Raw genomic sequence first — 15,815 nt, 5'->3', positions numbered from 1 at the left:
CCGATCGCTCAACGTTGCGGCTGATGATAAGCGACGATTTCGGCGCTCAATCCTGGAAGACGGCCCGTCGCAGGGCCGGCACGGACCCGCAGACTCGAAAAAACATTTTGGCGACACATCGAAGCAGCCGACTGGGGGAAATGGCGAGCTGGAGATAGAGTCGGGTCTGTCTTACGGCTTCGAACCCATATTTGAGCATCCCGGCTTCATAGCTGCTTAGCGCATCCCCGAGTGTCGATCGACCGCTGGCAGCTTCAATGAGTGCTGCGCAAAGCCGGCTTGCATCCTGCAACGCGATGTTGCCCCCGACACCTCCGACAGGAGGCATGGCGTGAATGGCGTCGCCCAGCAGCGTCACATTCGCGCTTTGCCACGGGCGCACGGGTGCCGCGGCCCGGAACTCGAATATCTCGATGCCGTCTTGCCCGGACTCAAGCGGCAGCCGGCGGAGCGCCGGGTGCCACCCTCCCATACGATCTCGAGCCAGCGCAGCGAGAGCAGCATGCCCGAGCGACGTCAGGTTGGATGGAAAAGTAGAGCGGTGGCCCACGAACGCCCACATCAGATAATCCTGGTCCAGAACGTCGGCTTCATGCGCCTGCATGGGCAGGCCTGCTGTCGATCGTGCCAGGCCGAGCCTCTCATCGACTTCGGGCGTCCGCTCGCGCTTCCGAAAGACCGCCGTAAAGAGAAAATCCTTGCGAGGCAGTATCATCGACTTTCCACCCAGGAGCCCTGCCGGCACCCAGCTTTCCGTTTCGGCATTGAGAGGAAGCTTGCCGGCGATCCCGACGCCAGCTGTGTCGATCTCGCGAGCGTGAGGCAGGAACTGCTTGCGCACACGTGAACCGACACCGTCCGCCCCGACCAGCACATCGGCCGTCGCCGACGTCCCGTCAGCGAAGAAGGCCGTGACTTTGCCGCCGTCAGCCATCTCGTAGCGCACAAACGTCTTGTCGAACATTACCTCCCCGGCAAGGCCATCGAGCAGCAGGCGGCGAAGCGTGATCCGGCTGATGGAGTGTGTTGCGTCCAGGGGGGAGTCCGACGCCGGATTCGCATCTTCACGCATCAACTCGTTCAAGCGCTCGTCGAAAACCCCCATCGGCTGGCCGCTATCGCCAGCGGTCGCTAGCAGCAACGACCAGAGATACTCCGGCAGACAGGCATTTAGCGCCCTGGCGCCGACCGGCTCGATGTTGAGTCGATAGCCCTGAAGGCGCGTCTCCGGCGTCCGGTCGCGCTCATAAACGGCGACACCAACACCGGCGCGCTTGAGCCCCTGGGCCAGGCACAGGCCACCGATTCCACCGCCGATGATCATGACGCGGTACGGCTCTGAAGATGTGGCATCAACGGTCACTGGGTCTTCTCCCACTTTGTTCAGCAGTTATTGGGGTGCCTTGGTCCAACGGTTACCCCCTCACACGCCAATGCTATCCGGCCTGCCGCTCCTTCGACGTCACGAACGCCGGACGCCCCAGAGCGTGCGCGCCTCCTCTGCGATCACCTCGGGCAATTCCTCCGGCCAGAACAGCTTCCCGCCCTCGACACGGCGGATGCCGCGGGATTTGGGCAAGGTCCGGTCGAGCCATTCAGCCCATATGACCGGGAACAGCGGGTCAGCGGTGCCCCATACCATGCGTGTCGGGACGGTGCTGCGTCGCAGCGCCGGTTCGATGGCCAGGAGCGGGTTCGGCTCGAAGGCAGCCAGATAGCCGTTGAGTTGCGACCGCCGCAGCGGCGACGCCACGAGCGGCGTGAAATAATAGTCGATCGCCTCGTCGGTGAAGTTGGCAGGATCGACATAAGCGGAACCGCCGATGCCGCCCGGTGAACGCGCATAGGTGCGGTCCGCCAGATGACGTGCCATCTTCTGGTCGTAGGTGCCGGCCCGCGCGGCTGCGATCGAGTTGCGCATTTGCGGGGGTGGACTGTTCTCGTGCACGTCGCAGTTCGTGAGCAGCATGGTGCGCACCCGCGCCGGATGCTGCACCGCGAAGAGTTGCGCGATGGTCCCACCGCTGTCGTTGGCGATCAGGTCGACGGCAGGAATCGAGAGGGCATCAAGGAACGCTGCCAACATGGTCGCCTGGGCCTGGGGAGACAGGTCCTGCTGCTGGGGCGCCTCGGTATAGCCCAGGCCCATAAAGTCCGGCGCGAGGCAGCGCCAGTGTTGCGACAGGCGCTCGAGCGCGCCGCGCCACTGGAATCCGTTCAACGGGAAGCCGTGGAGGAAGAGCGCCGCCGGCCCGGCCCCGCGCTCGACATAGGCGATGCGCCCGAACGGCGTATCGACGAGACGCCGCGATGCCTGAAACGCGGCGGCGTCCAGCCGCATCGGCGCTTCCCGCGCGTCCCGCATCGTCCGGCACCCGGGCAGGACCCCAATTCCAGCAACGGCAGCACAGGAGGACAGGAAGTCTCTTCGTCGAATCTCAACCCTCGCGCTCAACGGCGAACGACCCAGGCGGCACATGTCTTCCATGGTGTATCTCCCACAATTCCTGCCCATCAAACCCTGAAAATCAGCCGAATCCGGCGGTAGCTTGAAAAAAGCATGATCGCCTGATCGCCTGATCGGCGCGTCGCGAGGACGCGCAGCTGGACCCATCATGCGCCGAGCGCGCTCAGGTCCTTCGGCAGCGTTCGCTTGAACAAGGCGAGGATCCGGCGCCCTTTCCTGGGCGGCAAGACAATCGCATGCCGCACCGCTGCGGCGATGAGGATCATCATCAGCTGGCAGAACTCCGCCAGCGACGCCTCCGCCACACCTGGCGTGTGCGGTCTCATCGCCTCGAACAACAGATGGGTGAGCACATTCCCCTCATCCTCATCAAGCGCCTGCAACGCGTGATCGGCCTGGGTGGCCTGCCAGATCTGGCGAACCGCAGGCTCGTCGATGAAGAACTGGTAATAGCTGTCGGTGATGTCGCAGAGCACGTCGTGGACACGCGCTGCGCTGGTGAGCCGCGACAGGCTTTTGCGCACGCAATCCCGGCCGAGGGCGTTGTAGCGCTCGGCGAGCGTGCCGATCACCGACGTCTTGTCCGGGAAATATTGATAGAGCGAGCCGAACGGGATGCCTGTCCGCTCGACAAGATCACTCATCTTGAACGCGTCGCTGCCTTTTTCCGTCATCACCTCGACCGCGCAATCGAGAATGCGCTCAAACCGCTCGCGGCTGCGCTGCTGGGTCGGGACCAATCTCACGATGCGAACACCCCCGGGGGCCGGCTCGGTCTTCGATGTCTTGCTGTTCATGTGCGCTCCAGGGAAATCGCTTGACGACTCCAATACGAGAGTTTATCGGGTTTTGCAAATACGAGATAGTCTCGTATTTAAGGAGAGGAGCTACCCCATGGACACTCAACCCATCCTCATCATCGGCGGTGCCGGCAAAACAGGTGGCCGCGTGGATTCCCGTCTGCGGCAGCGTGGATTTTCGACTCGCCTGTCGTCGCGATCGACGCCGATTCCGTTCGACTGGGCGGATCCGGCCAGCTGGCCGGCCGCGCTTGACGGCGTGGCGAAGGCCTATGTCACCTATTACCCCGACGTTTCCCTGCCGAGCGCCGCGGCCGATATTGCCGCGCTGGCTGCGCTCGCCGGCAAGGTCGGTCTGCAGCATCTGGTCCTGCTCTCGGGACGCGGAGAGCCGGGTGCCCAGGATGCCGAAGTGGCGTTGCAAGCGTCGGGCGTGCCGTGGACGATCGTGCGGTCGAGCTGGTTCAACCAGAATTTTTCGGAAGGCTATCTGCTCGACGGCGTCATGTCGGGCGAGATCGCCTTGCCCGCTCGCGAGGTCCCCGAGCCGTTCGTCGATGTCGACGATATTGCCGATGTCGTGACGGCGGCGCTGACCGATGCGCGCCATATCGGCAAGCTCTATGAATTGACCGGGCCGCGCGCGATCACCTTCTCGCAGGCAGTCGCTGAAGTCTCCAGGGCCGTCGGCCGCCCCATCACCTACCAGCAGATTTCGGGAGAAGACTTTGCGGCGGGCATGCGCGGTGCGGGCGTACCCGACGACATCATCCATCTGCTCGACGAACTCTTCACCGTCACGCTGGATGGCCGCAACTGCGCGGTCCAGCATGGCGTGATGGAGGCGCTTGGCCGGCCGGCCAAGGATTTCGCCGACTATGCCCGCGATGCCGCCGCAGCGAACGCCTGGAGGATCTGACCATGCGCGCCTTGCTCGCTCCTGCGCTGCTGTGGACCTCGGCGATCGGCTGCGGTCTGATGGCGGGCGTTTATTTCGCTTTCTCCGCTTTCATCATGACCTCGCTCGGGCGCATCGCGCCCGCAGCGGGCATGGCTGCGATGAACGCGACGATCGTCGACATCGTGAAATCGCCGTTCATTCCCGTGTTCATGCTGACGACGCTCACGGCCGCCAGCCTGGCGGTCCTCGGTATCATGCGGTGGGGGCAGCCCGGTTCGGCGCTGATGGTGATGGGCGGCGTGGTCTATGTCCTTGGCATGTTCGTCGTAACCATGGCGGTCAACCAGCCCATGAACCAGGCACTCCTGGGCATCGATCCCGCCAGCCCCGCAGGGTGTCGCCTACTGGTCGCGCTACGTGACCGAATGGACGATGTGGAACCATGTCCGCACCGTCGCGAGCACCATCGCGATGGGGATGTTTATCGCTGCCCTCACCGTAAGGTGATGCGATCATTCCCGATTGCGTTGTCGGCAGCGTATCGACTCAAGAGCGATACGCTGCCGAAAGCCGTTAGCGGAACAGCGTGGTCGTTACCGATGCTTGCCGACAAACACATTCAGGATTCCCCGGCCAGGCGAGCCGCGATGAGATCGATGAGCGCGCGCGCCGCCGGCGTCTGCCCGCGCTGGGACGGATAGATCGCGCTGACCGGCACCTCTCCTGCGAGGAAGCTCGGCAAGATACGCGTCAATCGGCCTGCCGCACAGCGCCGGTCGCCGATGAATGTCGGCAACTGACAGATTCCCAGCCCGCGCTCGGCAAGCTGGGCCGCCGCTTCGGCGTCGCTCGCCTCGTGTCGCGGGGTGAACATGATCTCGCGTTGATCGCGGCCGGAAGACAGTATCCAGGACCTTCGTCTCAGGCTGTCGACCCGAACGTCGATGAGTGGATAGCGATCGAGGTCGCCCGGCTCCAGCTTCTCATTCTGCCGGGCGAGAAAGTCCGGCGACGCGTACAGGCCCGAAACAATTCGGCCGATCCGACGCACGATCATGGTCGAGTTGGTCAGGTCGCCGCCCCTGATCGCCAGATCATAGCCCTGCTCGACCAGATCGACGGTTTGATCGGAAAGATGAAACGAGCAATGAACCTTGGGGTATGTCGCCAGATACTCCGCGACGACCGGGGCGATCTGATCACGCCCGAAGAGAACGGGCGCGGTGAGCTTGAGCCTTCCGGCCGGTTCCCGCTTCGTGTTTGCCGCTTCCGTTCCCGCGGCGGTCAATTCCTCGACGATCCGCCTGCCATGTTCCAGGTAGCGAGTACCTACCTCCGTGAGGCTCAAGCGTCGCGTGGTGCGGTGAAAAAGCCGGAGGCCGATCTCCGCTTCCAGTTCGGCTACGCGCCGGCTGACCGTTGGCAACGGCACGCCCAGCGCTTTGGCGGCGGCCGTGAAGCTCCCAAGCTCGGCCACTTTCGTGAACAGAACGATCCCGTTCAACGTGCGCGTCATTCTCTCTGACATGAGATAGTCATTCTACATTTTGCCGACTATTTCAATATCGCGAAGGCACTATCTTGACACGCATGTTGCCAGATGGAGGTTGGAATGCTGTCCAGAGAGAGTGCCGATCGTCTTGCGATCCGGGAACTGATCGATCGCTATCATGCCGCGATCAACCGTCACGACTGGGAATTGCTCGATACACTGTTCGCACCCGATGCGGTGTGGGAAGCGCGTGCCCCGATCGACCTGAGATTCGACGGGCACGACGCGGTCATGACAGGCTTGCGAAACTCGGTGCTGCGCCAAGAATTGCTCGTCCAAACCTGTTCCGGCGTCACCGTGGTGCTGGAGGATGCCAGCCGGGCGATGGTGACCAGCACCTTGATCGAATTCGGTCGCGAGCGGGAAAACGGCCACCCCTGGTGCGCGGTCGCGTTCTACGACGACGAGGTCCGCAAGGATCATGGGCGATGGAAATTCACCCGCCGGGCATTGCAAGTCAGGTATCTCGGCGATTCCTCCCTCACGGGTCAGGTGTTCGTACCGGAGCGTATTTGTCCGGCAGGCAACAGCGCCCCGACGAAGGGCAGTTTCGGTCGAATGCTCGGTTGGGGTTAAGTGAAATGCCCGATGCGGGCTGGATTGCGGCGACCATATTCATTCCTGACGGCCGGTTCGCAGCGGTGGTGTGCAGCCATGCTGTCGCAGGTATATCGCGGTGCCGTGGTTTGCCGTAGCCGGGAAAGAGCTGGAATGGGCGCAACCCGCGCGACCCGAAGGATGAAGCAGAGATGACGCAACCCGGTGACGATCTTCCCGAGACCCTGAAAACGGTGCGGACCCGGCCGCTGTTCGTGCTGCGCCTGGAGGTGAGTGCGATCCATTCGATCGGCGGCCCGGAAGGTCCGCCGCGGCGCGTCGGCGTGGTGCCGAGTGGCAGTTTCGAGGGCGGGCGGCTGTCCGGGATCGTTCTCGATGGCGGCAGCGACTGGCAGACGGTTCACGGCGATGGCGCGACGACGCTCGACGTCCGCCTCGTCCTCCAGACCGGAGACGGCGCGCTGATCGGCATGACCTATACCGGCATCCGCCACGGGCCGCCGGATGTGATGGCGCGAATCGCGAAGGGGGAGGCGGTCGACCCGGAGAGCTATTATTTCCGGACCAGCGCGAGCTTCACCACCTCGGATGCGCGGTACGAGTGGCTCAATCGGGTGCTTGCGGTGGGGATCGGGCACCGGGTTGCGACGGGGCCGATCTATAGTTTGTTCGAGATGCTTTGAGGTCGCCACGCAGCGGAACGGCCGGGACGTGCGGCAAGGCGGTCTTGCCCAACCCGCGCCGGGCGTGGAGAAAGAAGCGGGGAAAGAATCGGATGAGAATATTCGGCACCATGGCAGGGATCGCCGCCACATTGGCGGCGCAGTGCGCCGCAGAAGCGCAGGCCGCCGTCGATCCTGCCACGATCGCTGTTCCGGCACTCGATGGTGCGGTCACCGCTGCGGATCGCGCCGATTTCGACAAATATTTCTACTTCCACCGGGACGGCACCGACTTCCCGGCCGCGCTTGCCGACATTCGCTATTGCGACGGTCTTGCGTCGGGGCTGACGCCGGGAACGGGCAATCCGGTGATGGGCGGCCTGGCGCTGGCGGGCGTGTCGGGCGCCATCGCATCGGGGAACCGGCGGGCGCTTCGCCGCGTGAACCTGCGGCGATGCATGTTCTTCAAGGGATATCAGCGGTTCGGCGCGCCGAAAGCCGTCTGGGCGCAGTTCAATTTCGAAGAAGGCAGCAAGCCATTGGCCGAGAGCGAGCGGACGCCCTTCCTGCTCCAGCAGGCGAAGATCGCCTCGGGCGCGCGCCCGGCAGGGGAGGCACTGGGCGAATGAAGACGGGATCGATCCTCGCGCTCGCCATGCTGGCGCTGGCCGCTCCCGTCTCGGGCAAGGACAAGGAACTGCCGTATCGCGAGTACAAGGCCGGGGAGCCTGTCGTGCTCGCGCCGGATACCGCCTATCTCCTGGTCCGCTCGATCGACCTGTGGGGATTCCGCTTCGTCCGGATCGCCGGGGACGACGGTTCAGTCGCGGACCCGGCCGAGTTCGCCGAATTTCCCGGTTATCGCAGCTTCGACAAGAGCCTGCCGGTGCGGACTCATGTGCTGGCGGTGCGCCCCGGCACCTATTGGCTCTATGGCGAGAAGACGGGTTTCCATCTGGAGGGTCCCTTCCTGAACTGCCTGTGCATGGGCACGATCCGGTTCGACGCGAAGCCCGGCGTGATCACCGATCTCGGCACGATCCGCGACCTGGCCAAGGAGACGGGCAACGGCAAGCGCGCCGACGCGCGCGGCGTGACGCACCAGCTGCTGGGCAATGCCACAGCGCGGGCCATCCTGGTCGAGCCAGTGTCGGACAAGGATCCGGTGCCGGCGTCGCTCGCGGCGCTGACGCGGGTGCCGGCGGGCTATCGGGCGGCGGGCACGCTGCCGAACCTCGACGGCACGATGATCGACCGGATCAGCGTCATGCCCGGCATCCTTCGTTACGAGCGCGACGAGATCATCGATGCGAAGACGGGGCAGCGGCTGCGGTAGCTGTACCGCGATTGTGACGGTGGTCTCTGTCCCGGGAAGGCGTGCGCCTTCAGCGCAACACCAGACGCTTCGCACCGTTGCTATTTGTAAGATGCAATCGGCCGCAGCTTGAAGCCGGTGACCTTGGTCCCGTAGTGGCACTCGAACGAGCGTCGTTGCTTGCCGTCGTCCACCGTCCCCCAGACGACGATCTTGCTCGGGCTGCGCTGCTCGATATCGATGAGGCGCACAGTGCCATAGGACGATGCACGGGTGCTGCAATCGGTCGCTGCGGCGGAATGCGCCTGTTCGTTGTTCTTCGGTGTCCCAGCCACGCCGCGCGCCGCCATGCCGGCGGCGCCGACCGCGAGGCCGGCGACACAACCGCTCAGCGCCAAAGCACTCCCGGCCAGCAGCGCCGGGGCCATTATGCGAGTCATCCCGGTCTAGCCCCCCATTGCCGCAGCATCGGTGCCACAGCGGGCAACCTATGATGGGGCTTCACGGGGCGCAATGGCGGGCCGAAGAGGGATTAAACCGCGTTTGCCGCGCTGAGCACCGCCCGCACCGACGCCGTCGCGATATCCGCATCGATGCCGACGCCGAACACCGTGCGACCATCGGCCGTGCGGCATTCCACATAGGCCGCGGCCTGCGCGTCGGCGCCGTGGCCGATGGCGTGTTCGCTGTAATCGACCACGTCGAGCTGCGGGCCGGTCGTGTCGCCGAGCGCGGCGATCACGCCCGAGATCAGGCCGTTGCCGCGGCCCGAGATCGAGCGTTCCTCACCGCCGATCGCGACGCGGCCGACGAACAGGCGGTCGCCCGAGGCGCCGCTCTCGTGATAATCGAGCAAGGTGAAGCGATCGTCGGGCTTGGCGAGATAGGCCTTCTGGAAGGCGTTCCAGATATCCTCGGCGTTCAGCTCGCGGCTGGTCTCGTCGGCCATGGCCTGGACGTGGCGGCTGAGATCGGCTTGGAGGCGCTTGGGGAGCTTGAGGCCCTTGTCCTGCTCGATCACCCAGGCGACGCCGCCCTTGCCCGATTGCGAGTTGACCCGGATCACCGCCTCATAGCTGCGGCCGAGATCGGCCGGGTCGATCGGCAGATAGGGGACTTCCCAGAATTCGTCGTTGCGTTCGGCCTGGGCGGTGAAGCCCTTCTTGATCGCGTCCTGGTGGCTGCCCGAAAAGGCAGTGAACACCAGCTCGCCGGCATAGGGGTGGCGCGGATGGACGGGGAGCTGGTTGCAATAAGTGACCGTATTGATGATCTCGTCGATGTCAGAGAAATCCAGCTTCGGATCAATGCCTTGCGTATACATGTTGAGGGCGACCGTCACCAGGTCGCAATTGCCGGTGCGTTCGCCATTGCCGAGCAGGCAGCCCTCGACCCGGTCGGCGCCCGCCATCAGGCCCAGCTCCGCCGCCGCGACGCCCGTGCCGCGGTCGTTATGCGGGTGCAGGCTGATGACGACGCTGTCGCGGTTGCGGATATTCTTGCCGAACCATTCGATCTGGTCGGCATAGATGTTGGGTGTGGCGCACTCGACCGTCGCGGGCAGGTTGAGGATCAGGGGATGATCGGGGGTGGGGCGCAGCACCTCCATCACGGCCTCGCAGACCTCGAGCGAGAAATCGAGCTCGGCGGTGGAAAAGGTCTCCGGGCTATATTCGAAAAACCAGTCGGTGTTAGGTTGCGCGGCGGCGCAGTCGCGCAGGATCTTCGCGCCGTCGACCGCGATCTGGCGGACCTCGTCGCGGCTCATGCCGAACACGATCTTGCGCCAGGCAGGGCTGACCGCGTTGTAGAGGTGGACGATCGCTTTCGGCGCACCGCGCAAGGATTCGAAGCTGGTCTCGATCAGGTCGCGGCGGGATTGCGTCAGGACCTGAATCGTGACGTCGTCGGGGATGCGGCCGGTCTTGACCAGGCCGGAGATGAAATCGAATTCGGTCGCGCCGGCCGAGGGGAAGCCGACCTCGATCTCCTTGATGCCGACCTTGCAGATCAGGTCGAAGAAGCGGGTCTTCTTCTCGCCGTCCATCGGATCGATCAGCGCCTGGTTGCCGTCGCGCAGATCGGTCGAGAGCCAGCGCGGCGGCTGGGTGATGGTGCGCGACGGCCATTCGCGGTTGGGCAGATCGATCTGCGGGAAGGGGCGGTATTTGGTCGAAGGGTCACGCAACATATCAGTGTTCTCGCTGCTCGCGGTCGTCGTTCGGGTCGGAAAAGGCCCTTAGGCGGGTCGCGCGCGCCAGAGGCGCACGGCGGAAATCGCGCCTAAGGGCGCGTAAGTCGAAGCAGCGAAAGGCGTAGAGCCAGCGTCATAGGTGCTCGCGTTACCGCGTCACGCCGCCTTATGTCCAGCCCGTCCTTCGAACAAACGATCGACCGGGCCCTCGGGCAGGAACCAGAGGATCGCGACGAGGCCGGCACAGGCGATGCCAAGCCAGGGCGAGAGGAAGGTGAGGGGGATGCCCGCCAGATATAGCAGCCCGGCAAAGCGACCCTTACGGCTGTAACTGCGGTAATAGGCCTCCGCTGCCGGGCCCTGCTTGCCGGTGCGGCGGATGACCGACTGAAGCCACATATAGGCAAGGGATGGCAGGAGCATCGTCGCGAGGTAGAGCAGCGTCGCTTCCCGGCTGAAATGATGCTCGCCGAGATAGGCGGTGGAGAAGGGCACCAGCGACAGCGCGAACAGCAGCAGGATGTTCGACCAGATCAGGCTGTTGGTGACGTGCGTCGCATGAGTGAACAGCCGGTGATGGTTGGCCCAGTAGATCGCGACATAGGCGTAGCTGAGCACATAGGCGAGAAACACCGGCCAGAGCGTCCAGAGCTTGTCCATCCCCTCGGAGACCGGGGGATGGAGCTCCAGCACCATGATGGTGACGATGATCGCGACGACGCCGTCCGAGAACGCCTCCACCCGACCGATTCCGGGCCGGCCCTCTTCCCCGGACGGCGCCGCGTCGCTCATGGCGCGACGAAGCCGGCGTTGATGGTCAGGTCGACCTTGTCGGAGACGCCGGGGATTCCGTAGTTGATCCCGAAGTCGCTGCGCTTCACGCTGGTGGTCGCGGCGAAACCGAAATTGAGCTTCTTCGCGCCCTGGGTCGCATTGCCCGCACCGATGAAGCGCGCGGTGAGCACGACCGGTTTGGTCACGTCCTTCAGGGTCAGGTCGCCGGCGATCGTCGCGCTGGTGCCGTTGATCGTGACCTTGGTGGAGACGAACTTCGCCGTCGGGAATTTTGCGGCGTCGAAGAAGTCCGGAGTCTTCAGATGCGTGTCGAGCCCGACGACCGTGGTCAGCACCTTCTCGATCGGGATGGTGACGTCGACCTTCGAGTTGCCCGGGTTAGCGGTGTCCACCACCAGCGTGCCGGTCGGCGCAGTGAACTGGCCGGTATATTCAGTGAAGCCGAGATGGTTGACGGTGAAGAGCACCTGACTGTGGCGCGGATCGAGCTGATAGGTGCCGGAGACGACGCGCGTGGCGTCCGGTGCCCCCGGCGGGCCGGCAGGTGGGGTCTGGGCGAGCAGCGGGGCAGCCGCCAGGGCCAGGACGGCTACGAGAGCGATACGCATAGGGATCTCCGATACGGAAAAGGGGCCGCGCCAAGATGACGCGGCCCCTTGTGATTGCAAGCGCCGAAGCGGAAACGATCCGTTGGCCTGGAGTGGCCTTGACGGATCGCGCCCCGCCTCAGTTCTTGTCCTTGTCGACCAGCTTGTTCGCGCCGATCCACGGCATCATCGCGCGCAGCTCGGTGCCGACCTTCTCGATCGGGTGGGCGGCGGCCGCCTTGCGGGCTGCCTTCAGCTCAGGCTGGCCGGCGCGGTTGTCGAGCACGAAGTTCTTGACGAAACGGCCGCCCTGGATGTCGGCGAGCACGCGCTTCATCTCGGCCTTGGTCTCGTCGGTGATGATGCGCGGGCCAGTGGTGATGTCGCCATATTCAGCAGTGTTCGAGATCGAATAGCGCATGTTGGCGATGCCGCCCTCATACATCAGGTCGACGATCAGCTTCACTTCGTGAAGGCACTCGAAATAGGCCATTTCGGGGGCGTAACCCGCCTCGACCAGCGTCTCGAACCCGGCCTGGATCAGATGCGTGAGACCGCCGCACAGCACGGCCTGCTCGCCGAACAAATCGGTCTCGCATTCCTCGCGGAAATTGGTTTCGATGATGCCTGACCGGCCGCCGCCGACGCCGCTCGCATAGGCCAGCGCGATGTCATGCGCGTTGCCGCTCTTGTCCTGGTCGATCGCGATCAGACAGGGCACGCCGCCGCCGCGGACATATTCGCTGCGCACGGTATGGCCGGGGCCCTTGGGCGCGATCATGATCACGTCGAGATCGGCGCGCGGCTCGATCAGCGCGAAATGCACGTTGAGGCCGTGGGCGAAGGCGATCGCGGAACCCTGTTTCAGGTTCGCATGCAGATCGTCGGCATAGATAGCCGCCTGATGCTCGTCGGGCGCGAGGATCATGGTGATGTCGGCCCAGGCGGCTGCTTCGGCATTGGTCATCACCTTGAAGCCGGCGCCTTCGGCCTTCTTCGCGGTCGCCGAACCCGGGCGGAGCGCGATCGCGATCTCCTTCACGCCGGAATCGCGCAGGTTCTGCGCATGGGCATGGCCCTGGCTGCCATAACCGACGATCGCGATCTTCTTGTCGGTGATCAGGTTCAGATCGGCATCGCGATCATAATAGACACGCATTGATAGTTCCCTTTCTTATCCCTCTCCCAGCGGGAGAGGATACGGAGACTTGGCAGCTTGCTGCCTAGTCGGAGTTGGTGAGGGCGACGAGATGCGAAGGCCGTTCGCCCTCACCCTCCCACCCGCTATGCGGGCGGGCCCCTCCCTCTCCCGATGGGAGAGGTGTATTTACGCGGCTTCTTTCCCCCGCGCGATGGCGACGATGCCAGTGCGGGCGACCTCGATCAGGCCGACTTCACGCATCAAGGTGATGAAGGTGTCGATCTTCTCCGGCCCACCGGTCACTTCGAACACGAAGCTCGACGTGGTCGCGTCGACCACGCGGGCGCGGTAGACATCGGCGAGGCGCAGCGCCTCGATCCGGTGGTCGCCGGTGCCGCGCACCTTCACCAGCGCAAGCTCGCGCTCGACATGGGGCCCAAGCGCCGTGAGATCGGTCACCGAATGCACCGGGATCAGCCGGTCGAGCTGCGCGAGGATCTGCTCCATCACATGATCGGACGCCGAGGTGACGATGGTGATCCGGCTGACCGCCTTGTCGGACGTCACGTCGGACACGGTCAGGCTCTCGATATTATAGCCGCGCGCCGTGAACAGGCCGGCGATCCGGGCGAGAATGCCCGGCTCGTTGTCGACCATGATCGCCAGCGTGTGTCGCTTGGCGGTTTCTTCTTTTATATGCATCGACGTTTCCAACCATGGCGCGGGTCGCGATCGAGATCGCGTTCGAGCGTATCCGCCTCAGCCTCCGATATCTCCGTGATGGAGCTCAGGATATTCTGACGGATCGTGAGCATGAAGTGGCGCCCGGAGTCGGAAGATTGGTCCCAGCCGGGCACTGACGCGTCGCCCGAAATGTCGACCCAATCGGGCAATTCTTCCGGGATCCACTGGATCGCCTCGCCCAATCCATATTCGATTTCCCGAAGGAACCCGTATTTGAACTGGATCAGGACCTGGTTGCCGGACGCGTCAATATAGTCCGGACTCTGCACGTAGCTGCTGCAACCCATCAGACCAGTGCCTTGGCTTCGTCGTCCATCTCGCCCGAGACTTCGGCGGCCTGGAGAATCATGTCGGTATGGGCGGCGCCCGAGGGGATCATCGGGAAGCAGTTGGCGAGCTTCGCCACCATGCAGTCCACGATCACCGGCCCGTCATGCGCGAGCATCTCCGCGATGCCGGCGTCGAGCTGGTCGGGATGCTCGATGCGGATACCCTTCCAGCCATAGGCCTCTGCCAGCTTCACGAAGTCTGGCAGAGAATCGCTGTAACTCTCGGAATATCGGCTGGAATAGGTCAGTTCCTGCCACTGGCGGACCATGCCCATATATTGGTTGTTGAGGATGAAGACCTTCACCGGCAGCCGGTATTGAGTGGCGGTGCCGAGCTCCTGGATGTTCATCTGGATCGACGCTTCGCCGGCGATGTCGATCACGAGCGCATTGGGATTGCCAAGCTGCGCGCCGATCGCGGCGGGCAGGCCGTACCCCATGGTACCGAGCCCACCCGAGGTGAGCCATTTGTTCGGCGCCTCGAAATCGAAATGCTGCGCGGCCCACATCTGGTGCTGGCCGACCTCGGTGGTGATGATCGGCGATTGCTTGTGCGTCGCCTCCCACAGCGCCCTGATCGCGCGCTGCGGCATGATCTCGGTGGCGCTGTCGGCGAACTCGAGGCTCTTGACCGCACGCCAGCCGGCGATGCGGCGCCACCAGTCGGACAGGTCGGGCTTGGGATGGCGCCGCGCCTTGTAGACGCGGACCATATCCTCGAGCGCATGGCCGACATCGGCGATGATCGGCAGGTCGACGCGGACATTCTTGTTCACCGACGACCGGTCGATATCGATATGCACTTTGCGGCTGTTCGGGCTGAACGCGTCGAGCCGGCCGGTGACCCGGTCGTCGAAGCGCGCGCCGAGGCAGAGGATCAGATCCGCCTGGTTCATCGCCCAGTTCGCTTCATAGGTGCCGTGCATGCCGAGCATGCCGAGCCACTGGTCGGACGTGGCGGGGAAGGCGCCCAGGCCCATCAGCGTCGAGGTGACCGGTGCGCCGGTAATCCGCGCCAGCTCGCGCAGCAGCTGGCTCGCCGCAGGGCCCGCATTGATGATGCCGCCACCGGTATAGAGGATCGGACGCTCCGCCGCGGCCAGCATGTCGACCGCCTGCTCGATCAGCGCCTGATCGGCCTTCACCTGCGGGCGATAGGTCTTGTGCTTGATCGGGCCCGGCTTGACGTAGCGCGCGCTCGCGACCTGAACGTCCTTGGGGATGTCCACGACGACCGGGCCCGGACGGCCCGAGGTGGCGATATGGAACGCCTCATGGATGATGTCGCCGAGCCGCGCCGGGTCCTTCACCAGATAATTGTGCTTGGAGCAGTGGCGCGTGATGCCGACCGTGTCGGCTTCCTGGAACGCGTCCGTGCCGATCAGCGCTGTCGGGACCTGGCCGGTGATGACGACCATCGGGATCGAATCCATCAGCGCGTCGGTGATGCCGGTGACGGCATTGGTCGCGCCCGGGCCTGACGTCACGAGCACCACGCCCGGCTTGCCGGTCGAGCGGGCATAGCCCTCCGCGGCATGTGTCGCGGCCTGTTCGTGGCGGACCAGGATGTGCTTGATCCGGTTGCTGCGGAACAGCGCGTCGTAGATCGGCAGCACGGCGCCGCCGGGATAGCCGAACACGACTTCCACCCCGAGATCGCACAGCGCCTCGACGAGGATATCGGCTCCGCTCTTCTCGGTCGTCATATCGTATCTGCCTCTTATGGCCCGGTGCGACGCAACATTGCTTCGCGAAGGGCGCCGTTAATGA

At 64.3% G+C, this 15,815-nt stretch carries 18 protein-coding genes; 6 read left to right on the top strand and 12 right to left on the bottom strand.

Features of this window, described 5'->3' with window-relative positions; translation table 11 throughout:
• Positions 1 to 46 precede the first annotated feature (46 nt).
• From WC729_RS17570 to WC729_RS17560, 3 genes are all read right to left on the bottom strand, one after another.
• Entirely contained in the window at positions 47 to 1,363 is a 1,317-nt protein-coding gene (locus WC729_RS17570; RefSeq protein ID WP_372855081.1) for an FAD-dependent oxidoreductase, read from the bottom strand.
• Positions 1,364 to 1,462: 99 nt separating this feature from the next.
• Positions 1,463 to 2,365: an alpha/beta fold hydrolase gene (locus WC729_RS17565; protein WP_372855079.1), complete on the bottom strand. Its 903-nt coding sequence runs from the start codon at positions 2,363 to 2,365 to the stop codon at positions 1,463 to 1,465.
• Positions 2,366 to 2,613: 248 nt separating this feature from the next.
• Entirely contained in the window at positions 2,614 to 3,264 is a 651-nt protein-coding gene (locus WC729_RS17560; RefSeq protein ID WP_372855078.1) for a TetR family transcriptional regulator, read from the bottom strand.
• Positions 3,265 to 3,361: 97 nt separating this feature from the next.
• Here WC729_RS17560 and WC729_RS17555 point away from each other — a divergent pair, with 97 nt between their 5' ends.
• Entirely contained in the window at positions 3,362 to 4,186 is an 825-nt protein-coding gene (locus tag WC729_RS17555) for an NmrA family NAD(P)-binding protein (protein WP_372855077.1), read from the top strand.
• 2 nt (positions 4,187 to 4,188) lie between these two features.
• Complete coding sequence (locus tag WC729_RS17550; RefSeq protein WP_372855075.1) at positions 4,189 to 4,869, top strand: DUF1772 domain-containing protein; 681 nt, start codon at positions 4,189 to 4,191, stop codon at positions 4,867 to 4,869.
• Here WC729_RS17550 and WC729_RS17545 read toward each other — a convergent pair.
• On the bottom strand, positions 4,788 to 5,684 hold the full coding sequence (locus WC729_RS17545) for a LysR family transcriptional regulator (protein WP_372855073.1): 897 nt from the start codon (positions 5,682 to 5,684) through the stop codon (positions 4,788 to 4,790). The genes WC729_RS17550 and WC729_RS17545 overlap by 82 nt on opposite strands.
• A gap of 96 nt (positions 5,685 to 5,780) precedes the next feature.
• Here WC729_RS17545 and WC729_RS17540 point away from each other — a divergent pair, with 96 nt between their 5' ends.
• From WC729_RS17540 to WC729_RS17525, 4 genes are all read left to right on the top strand, one after another.
• A complete protein-coding gene (locus tag WC729_RS17540; RefSeq protein ID WP_372855071.1) occupies positions 5,781 to 6,296 on the top strand; it encodes a nuclear transport factor 2 family protein in 516 nt (171 codons plus the stop codon).
• A gap of 173 nt (positions 6,297 to 6,469) precedes the next feature.
• A complete protein-coding gene (locus WC729_RS17535) occupies positions 6,470 to 6,961 on the top strand; it encodes a DUF3237 domain-containing protein (RefSeq protein WP_372855069.1) in 492 nt (163 codons plus the stop codon).
• A gap of 92 nt (positions 6,962 to 7,053) precedes the next feature.
• Entirely contained in the window at positions 7,054 to 7,569 is a 516-nt protein-coding gene (locus tag WC729_RS17530) for a hypothetical protein (protein WP_372855067.1), read from the top strand.
• Entirely contained in the window at positions 7,566 to 8,276 is a 711-nt protein-coding gene (locus tag WC729_RS17525; protein WP_372855065.1) for a hypothetical protein, read from the top strand. The genes WC729_RS17530 and WC729_RS17525 overlap by 4 nt, the downstream gene beginning before the upstream one ends.
• A gap of 80 nt (positions 8,277 to 8,356) precedes the next feature.
• On the opposite strand, the gene WC729_RS17520 is transcribed toward WC729_RS17525, so the two are convergent.
• From WC729_RS17520 to WC729_RS17485, 8 genes are all read right to left on the bottom strand, one after another.
• Positions 8,357 to 8,683 carry a hypothetical protein gene (locus WC729_RS17520; protein WP_372855063.1) on the bottom strand — a complete coding sequence of 109 codons (327 nt, stop codon included), beginning with the start codon at positions 8,681 to 8,683 and terminating at the stop codon, positions 8,357 to 8,359.
• A gap of 104 nt (positions 8,684 to 8,787) precedes the next feature.
• Complete coding sequence (leuA, locus tag WC729_RS17515; protein ID WP_372855061.1) at positions 8,788 to 10,446, bottom strand: 2-isopropylmalate synthase; 1,659 nt, start codon at positions 10,444 to 10,446, stop codon at positions 8,788 to 8,790.
• Positions 10,447 to 10,605: 159 nt separating this feature from the next.
• A complete protein-coding gene (locus WC729_RS17510) occupies positions 10,606 to 11,241 on the bottom strand; it encodes a TMEM175 family protein (protein WP_372855059.1) in 636 nt (211 codons plus the stop codon).
• On the bottom strand, positions 11,238 to 11,852 hold the full coding sequence (locus WC729_RS17505; protein ID WP_372855057.1) for a YceI family protein: 615 nt from the start codon (positions 11,850 to 11,852) through the stop codon (positions 11,238 to 11,240). The genes WC729_RS17510 and WC729_RS17505 overlap by 4 nt, the downstream gene beginning before the upstream one ends.
• A gap of 118 nt (positions 11,853 to 11,970) precedes the next feature.
• Positions 11,971 to 12,990 (bottom strand): ketol-acid reductoisomerase, encoded by a 1,020-nt coding sequence (gene ilvC, locus WC729_RS17500; protein ID WP_372855055.1) that lies wholly within the window; start codon positions 12,988 to 12,990, stop codon positions 11,971 to 11,973.
• Positions 12,991 to 13,158: 168 nt separating this feature from the next.
• Positions 13,159 to 13,674: an acetolactate synthase small subunit gene (ilvN, locus tag WC729_RS17495; protein ID WP_272627349.1), complete on the bottom strand. Its 516-nt coding sequence runs from the start codon at positions 13,672 to 13,674 to the stop codon at positions 13,159 to 13,161.
• Positions 13,665 to 14,003 (bottom strand): hypothetical protein, encoded by a 339-nt coding sequence (locus tag WC729_RS17490; RefSeq protein ID WP_372855053.1) that lies wholly within the window; start codon positions 14,001 to 14,003, stop codon positions 13,665 to 13,667. The genes ilvN and WC729_RS17490 overlap by 10 nt, the downstream gene beginning before the upstream one ends.
• On the bottom strand, positions 14,003 to 15,751 hold the full coding sequence (locus WC729_RS17485) for an acetolactate synthase 3 large subunit (protein WP_372855051.1): 1,749 nt from the start codon (positions 15,749 to 15,751) through the stop codon (positions 14,003 to 14,005). The genes WC729_RS17490 and WC729_RS17485 overlap by 1 nt, the downstream gene beginning before the upstream one ends.
• Between the last annotated feature and the right edge of the window lie 64 nt (positions 15,752 to 15,815).

Origin of the sequence: Sphingomonas sp., from assembly GCF_041661825.1 — a bacterium.
Taxonomy (GTDB): domain Bacteria; phylum Pseudomonadota; class Alphaproteobacteria; order Sphingomonadales; family Sphingomonadaceae; genus Sphingomonas.
Note: the sequence above shows the minus strand (reverse complement) of the source record. Positions and strands in the feature narration are given on the sequence as shown.

Coding starts and splice junctions, on each gene's coding strand:
- WC729_RS17555 (WP_372855077.1), top strand. CDS start 3,362: ATGGACACTCAACCCATCCTCATCATCGGCGGTGCCGGCAAAACAGGT.
- ilvC (WP_372855055.1), bottom strand. CDS start 12,990: ATGCGTGTCTATTATGATCGCGATGCCGATCTGAACCTGATCACCGAC.
- WC729_RS17520 (WP_372855063.1), bottom strand. CDS start 8,683: ATGGCCCCGGCGCTGCTGGCCGGGAGTGCTTTGGCGCTGAGCGGTTGT.
- WC729_RS17535 (WP_372855069.1), top strand. CDS start 6,470: ATGACGCAACCCGGTGACGATCTTCCCGAGACCCTGAAAACGGTGCGG.
- WC729_RS17560 (WP_372855078.1), bottom strand. CDS start 3,264: ATGAACAGCAAGACATCGAAGACCGAGCCGGCCCCCGGGGGTGTTCGC.
- WC729_RS17525 (WP_372855065.1), top strand. CDS start 7,566: ATGAAGACGGGATCGATCCTCGCGCTCGCCATGCTGGCGCTGGCCGCT.
- WC729_RS17490 (WP_372855053.1), bottom strand. CDS start 14,003: ATGGGTTGCAGCAGCTACGTGCAGAGTCCGGACTATATTGACGCGTCC.
- WC729_RS17530 (WP_372855067.1), top strand. CDS start 7,054: ATGAGAATATTCGGCACCATGGCAGGGATCGCCGCCACATTGGCGGCG.
- leuA (WP_372855061.1), bottom strand. CDS start 10,446: ATGTTGCGTGACCCTTCGACCAAATACCGCCCCTTCCCGCAGATCGAT.
- ilvN (WP_272627349.1), bottom strand. CDS start 13,674: ATGCATATAAAAGAAGAAACCGCCAAGCGACACACGCTGGCGATCATG.
- WC729_RS17545 (WP_372855073.1), bottom strand. CDS start 5,684: ATGACGCGCACGTTGAACGGGATCGTTCTGTTCACGAAAGTGGCCGAG.
- WC729_RS17565 (WP_372855079.1), bottom strand. CDS start 2,365: ATGCGGGACGCGCGGGAAGCGCCGATGCGGCTGGACGCCGCCGCGTTT.
- WC729_RS17505 (WP_372855057.1), bottom strand. CDS start 11,852: ATGCGTATCGCTCTCGTAGCCGTCCTGGCCCTGGCGGCTGCCCCGCTG.
- WC729_RS17550 (WP_372855075.1), top strand. CDS start 4,189: ATGCGCGCCTTGCTCGCTCCTGCGCTGCTGTGGACCTCGGCGATCGGC.
- WC729_RS17485 (WP_372855051.1), bottom strand. CDS start 15,751: ATGACGACCGAGAAGAGCGGAGCCGATATCCTCGTCGAGGCGCTGTGC.
- WC729_RS17510 (WP_372855059.1), bottom strand. CDS start 11,241: ATGAGCGACGCGGCGCCGTCCGGGGAAGAGGGCCGGCCCGGAATCGGT.
- WC729_RS17540 (WP_372855071.1), top strand. CDS start 5,781: ATGCTGTCCAGAGAGAGTGCCGATCGTCTTGCGATCCGGGAACTGATC.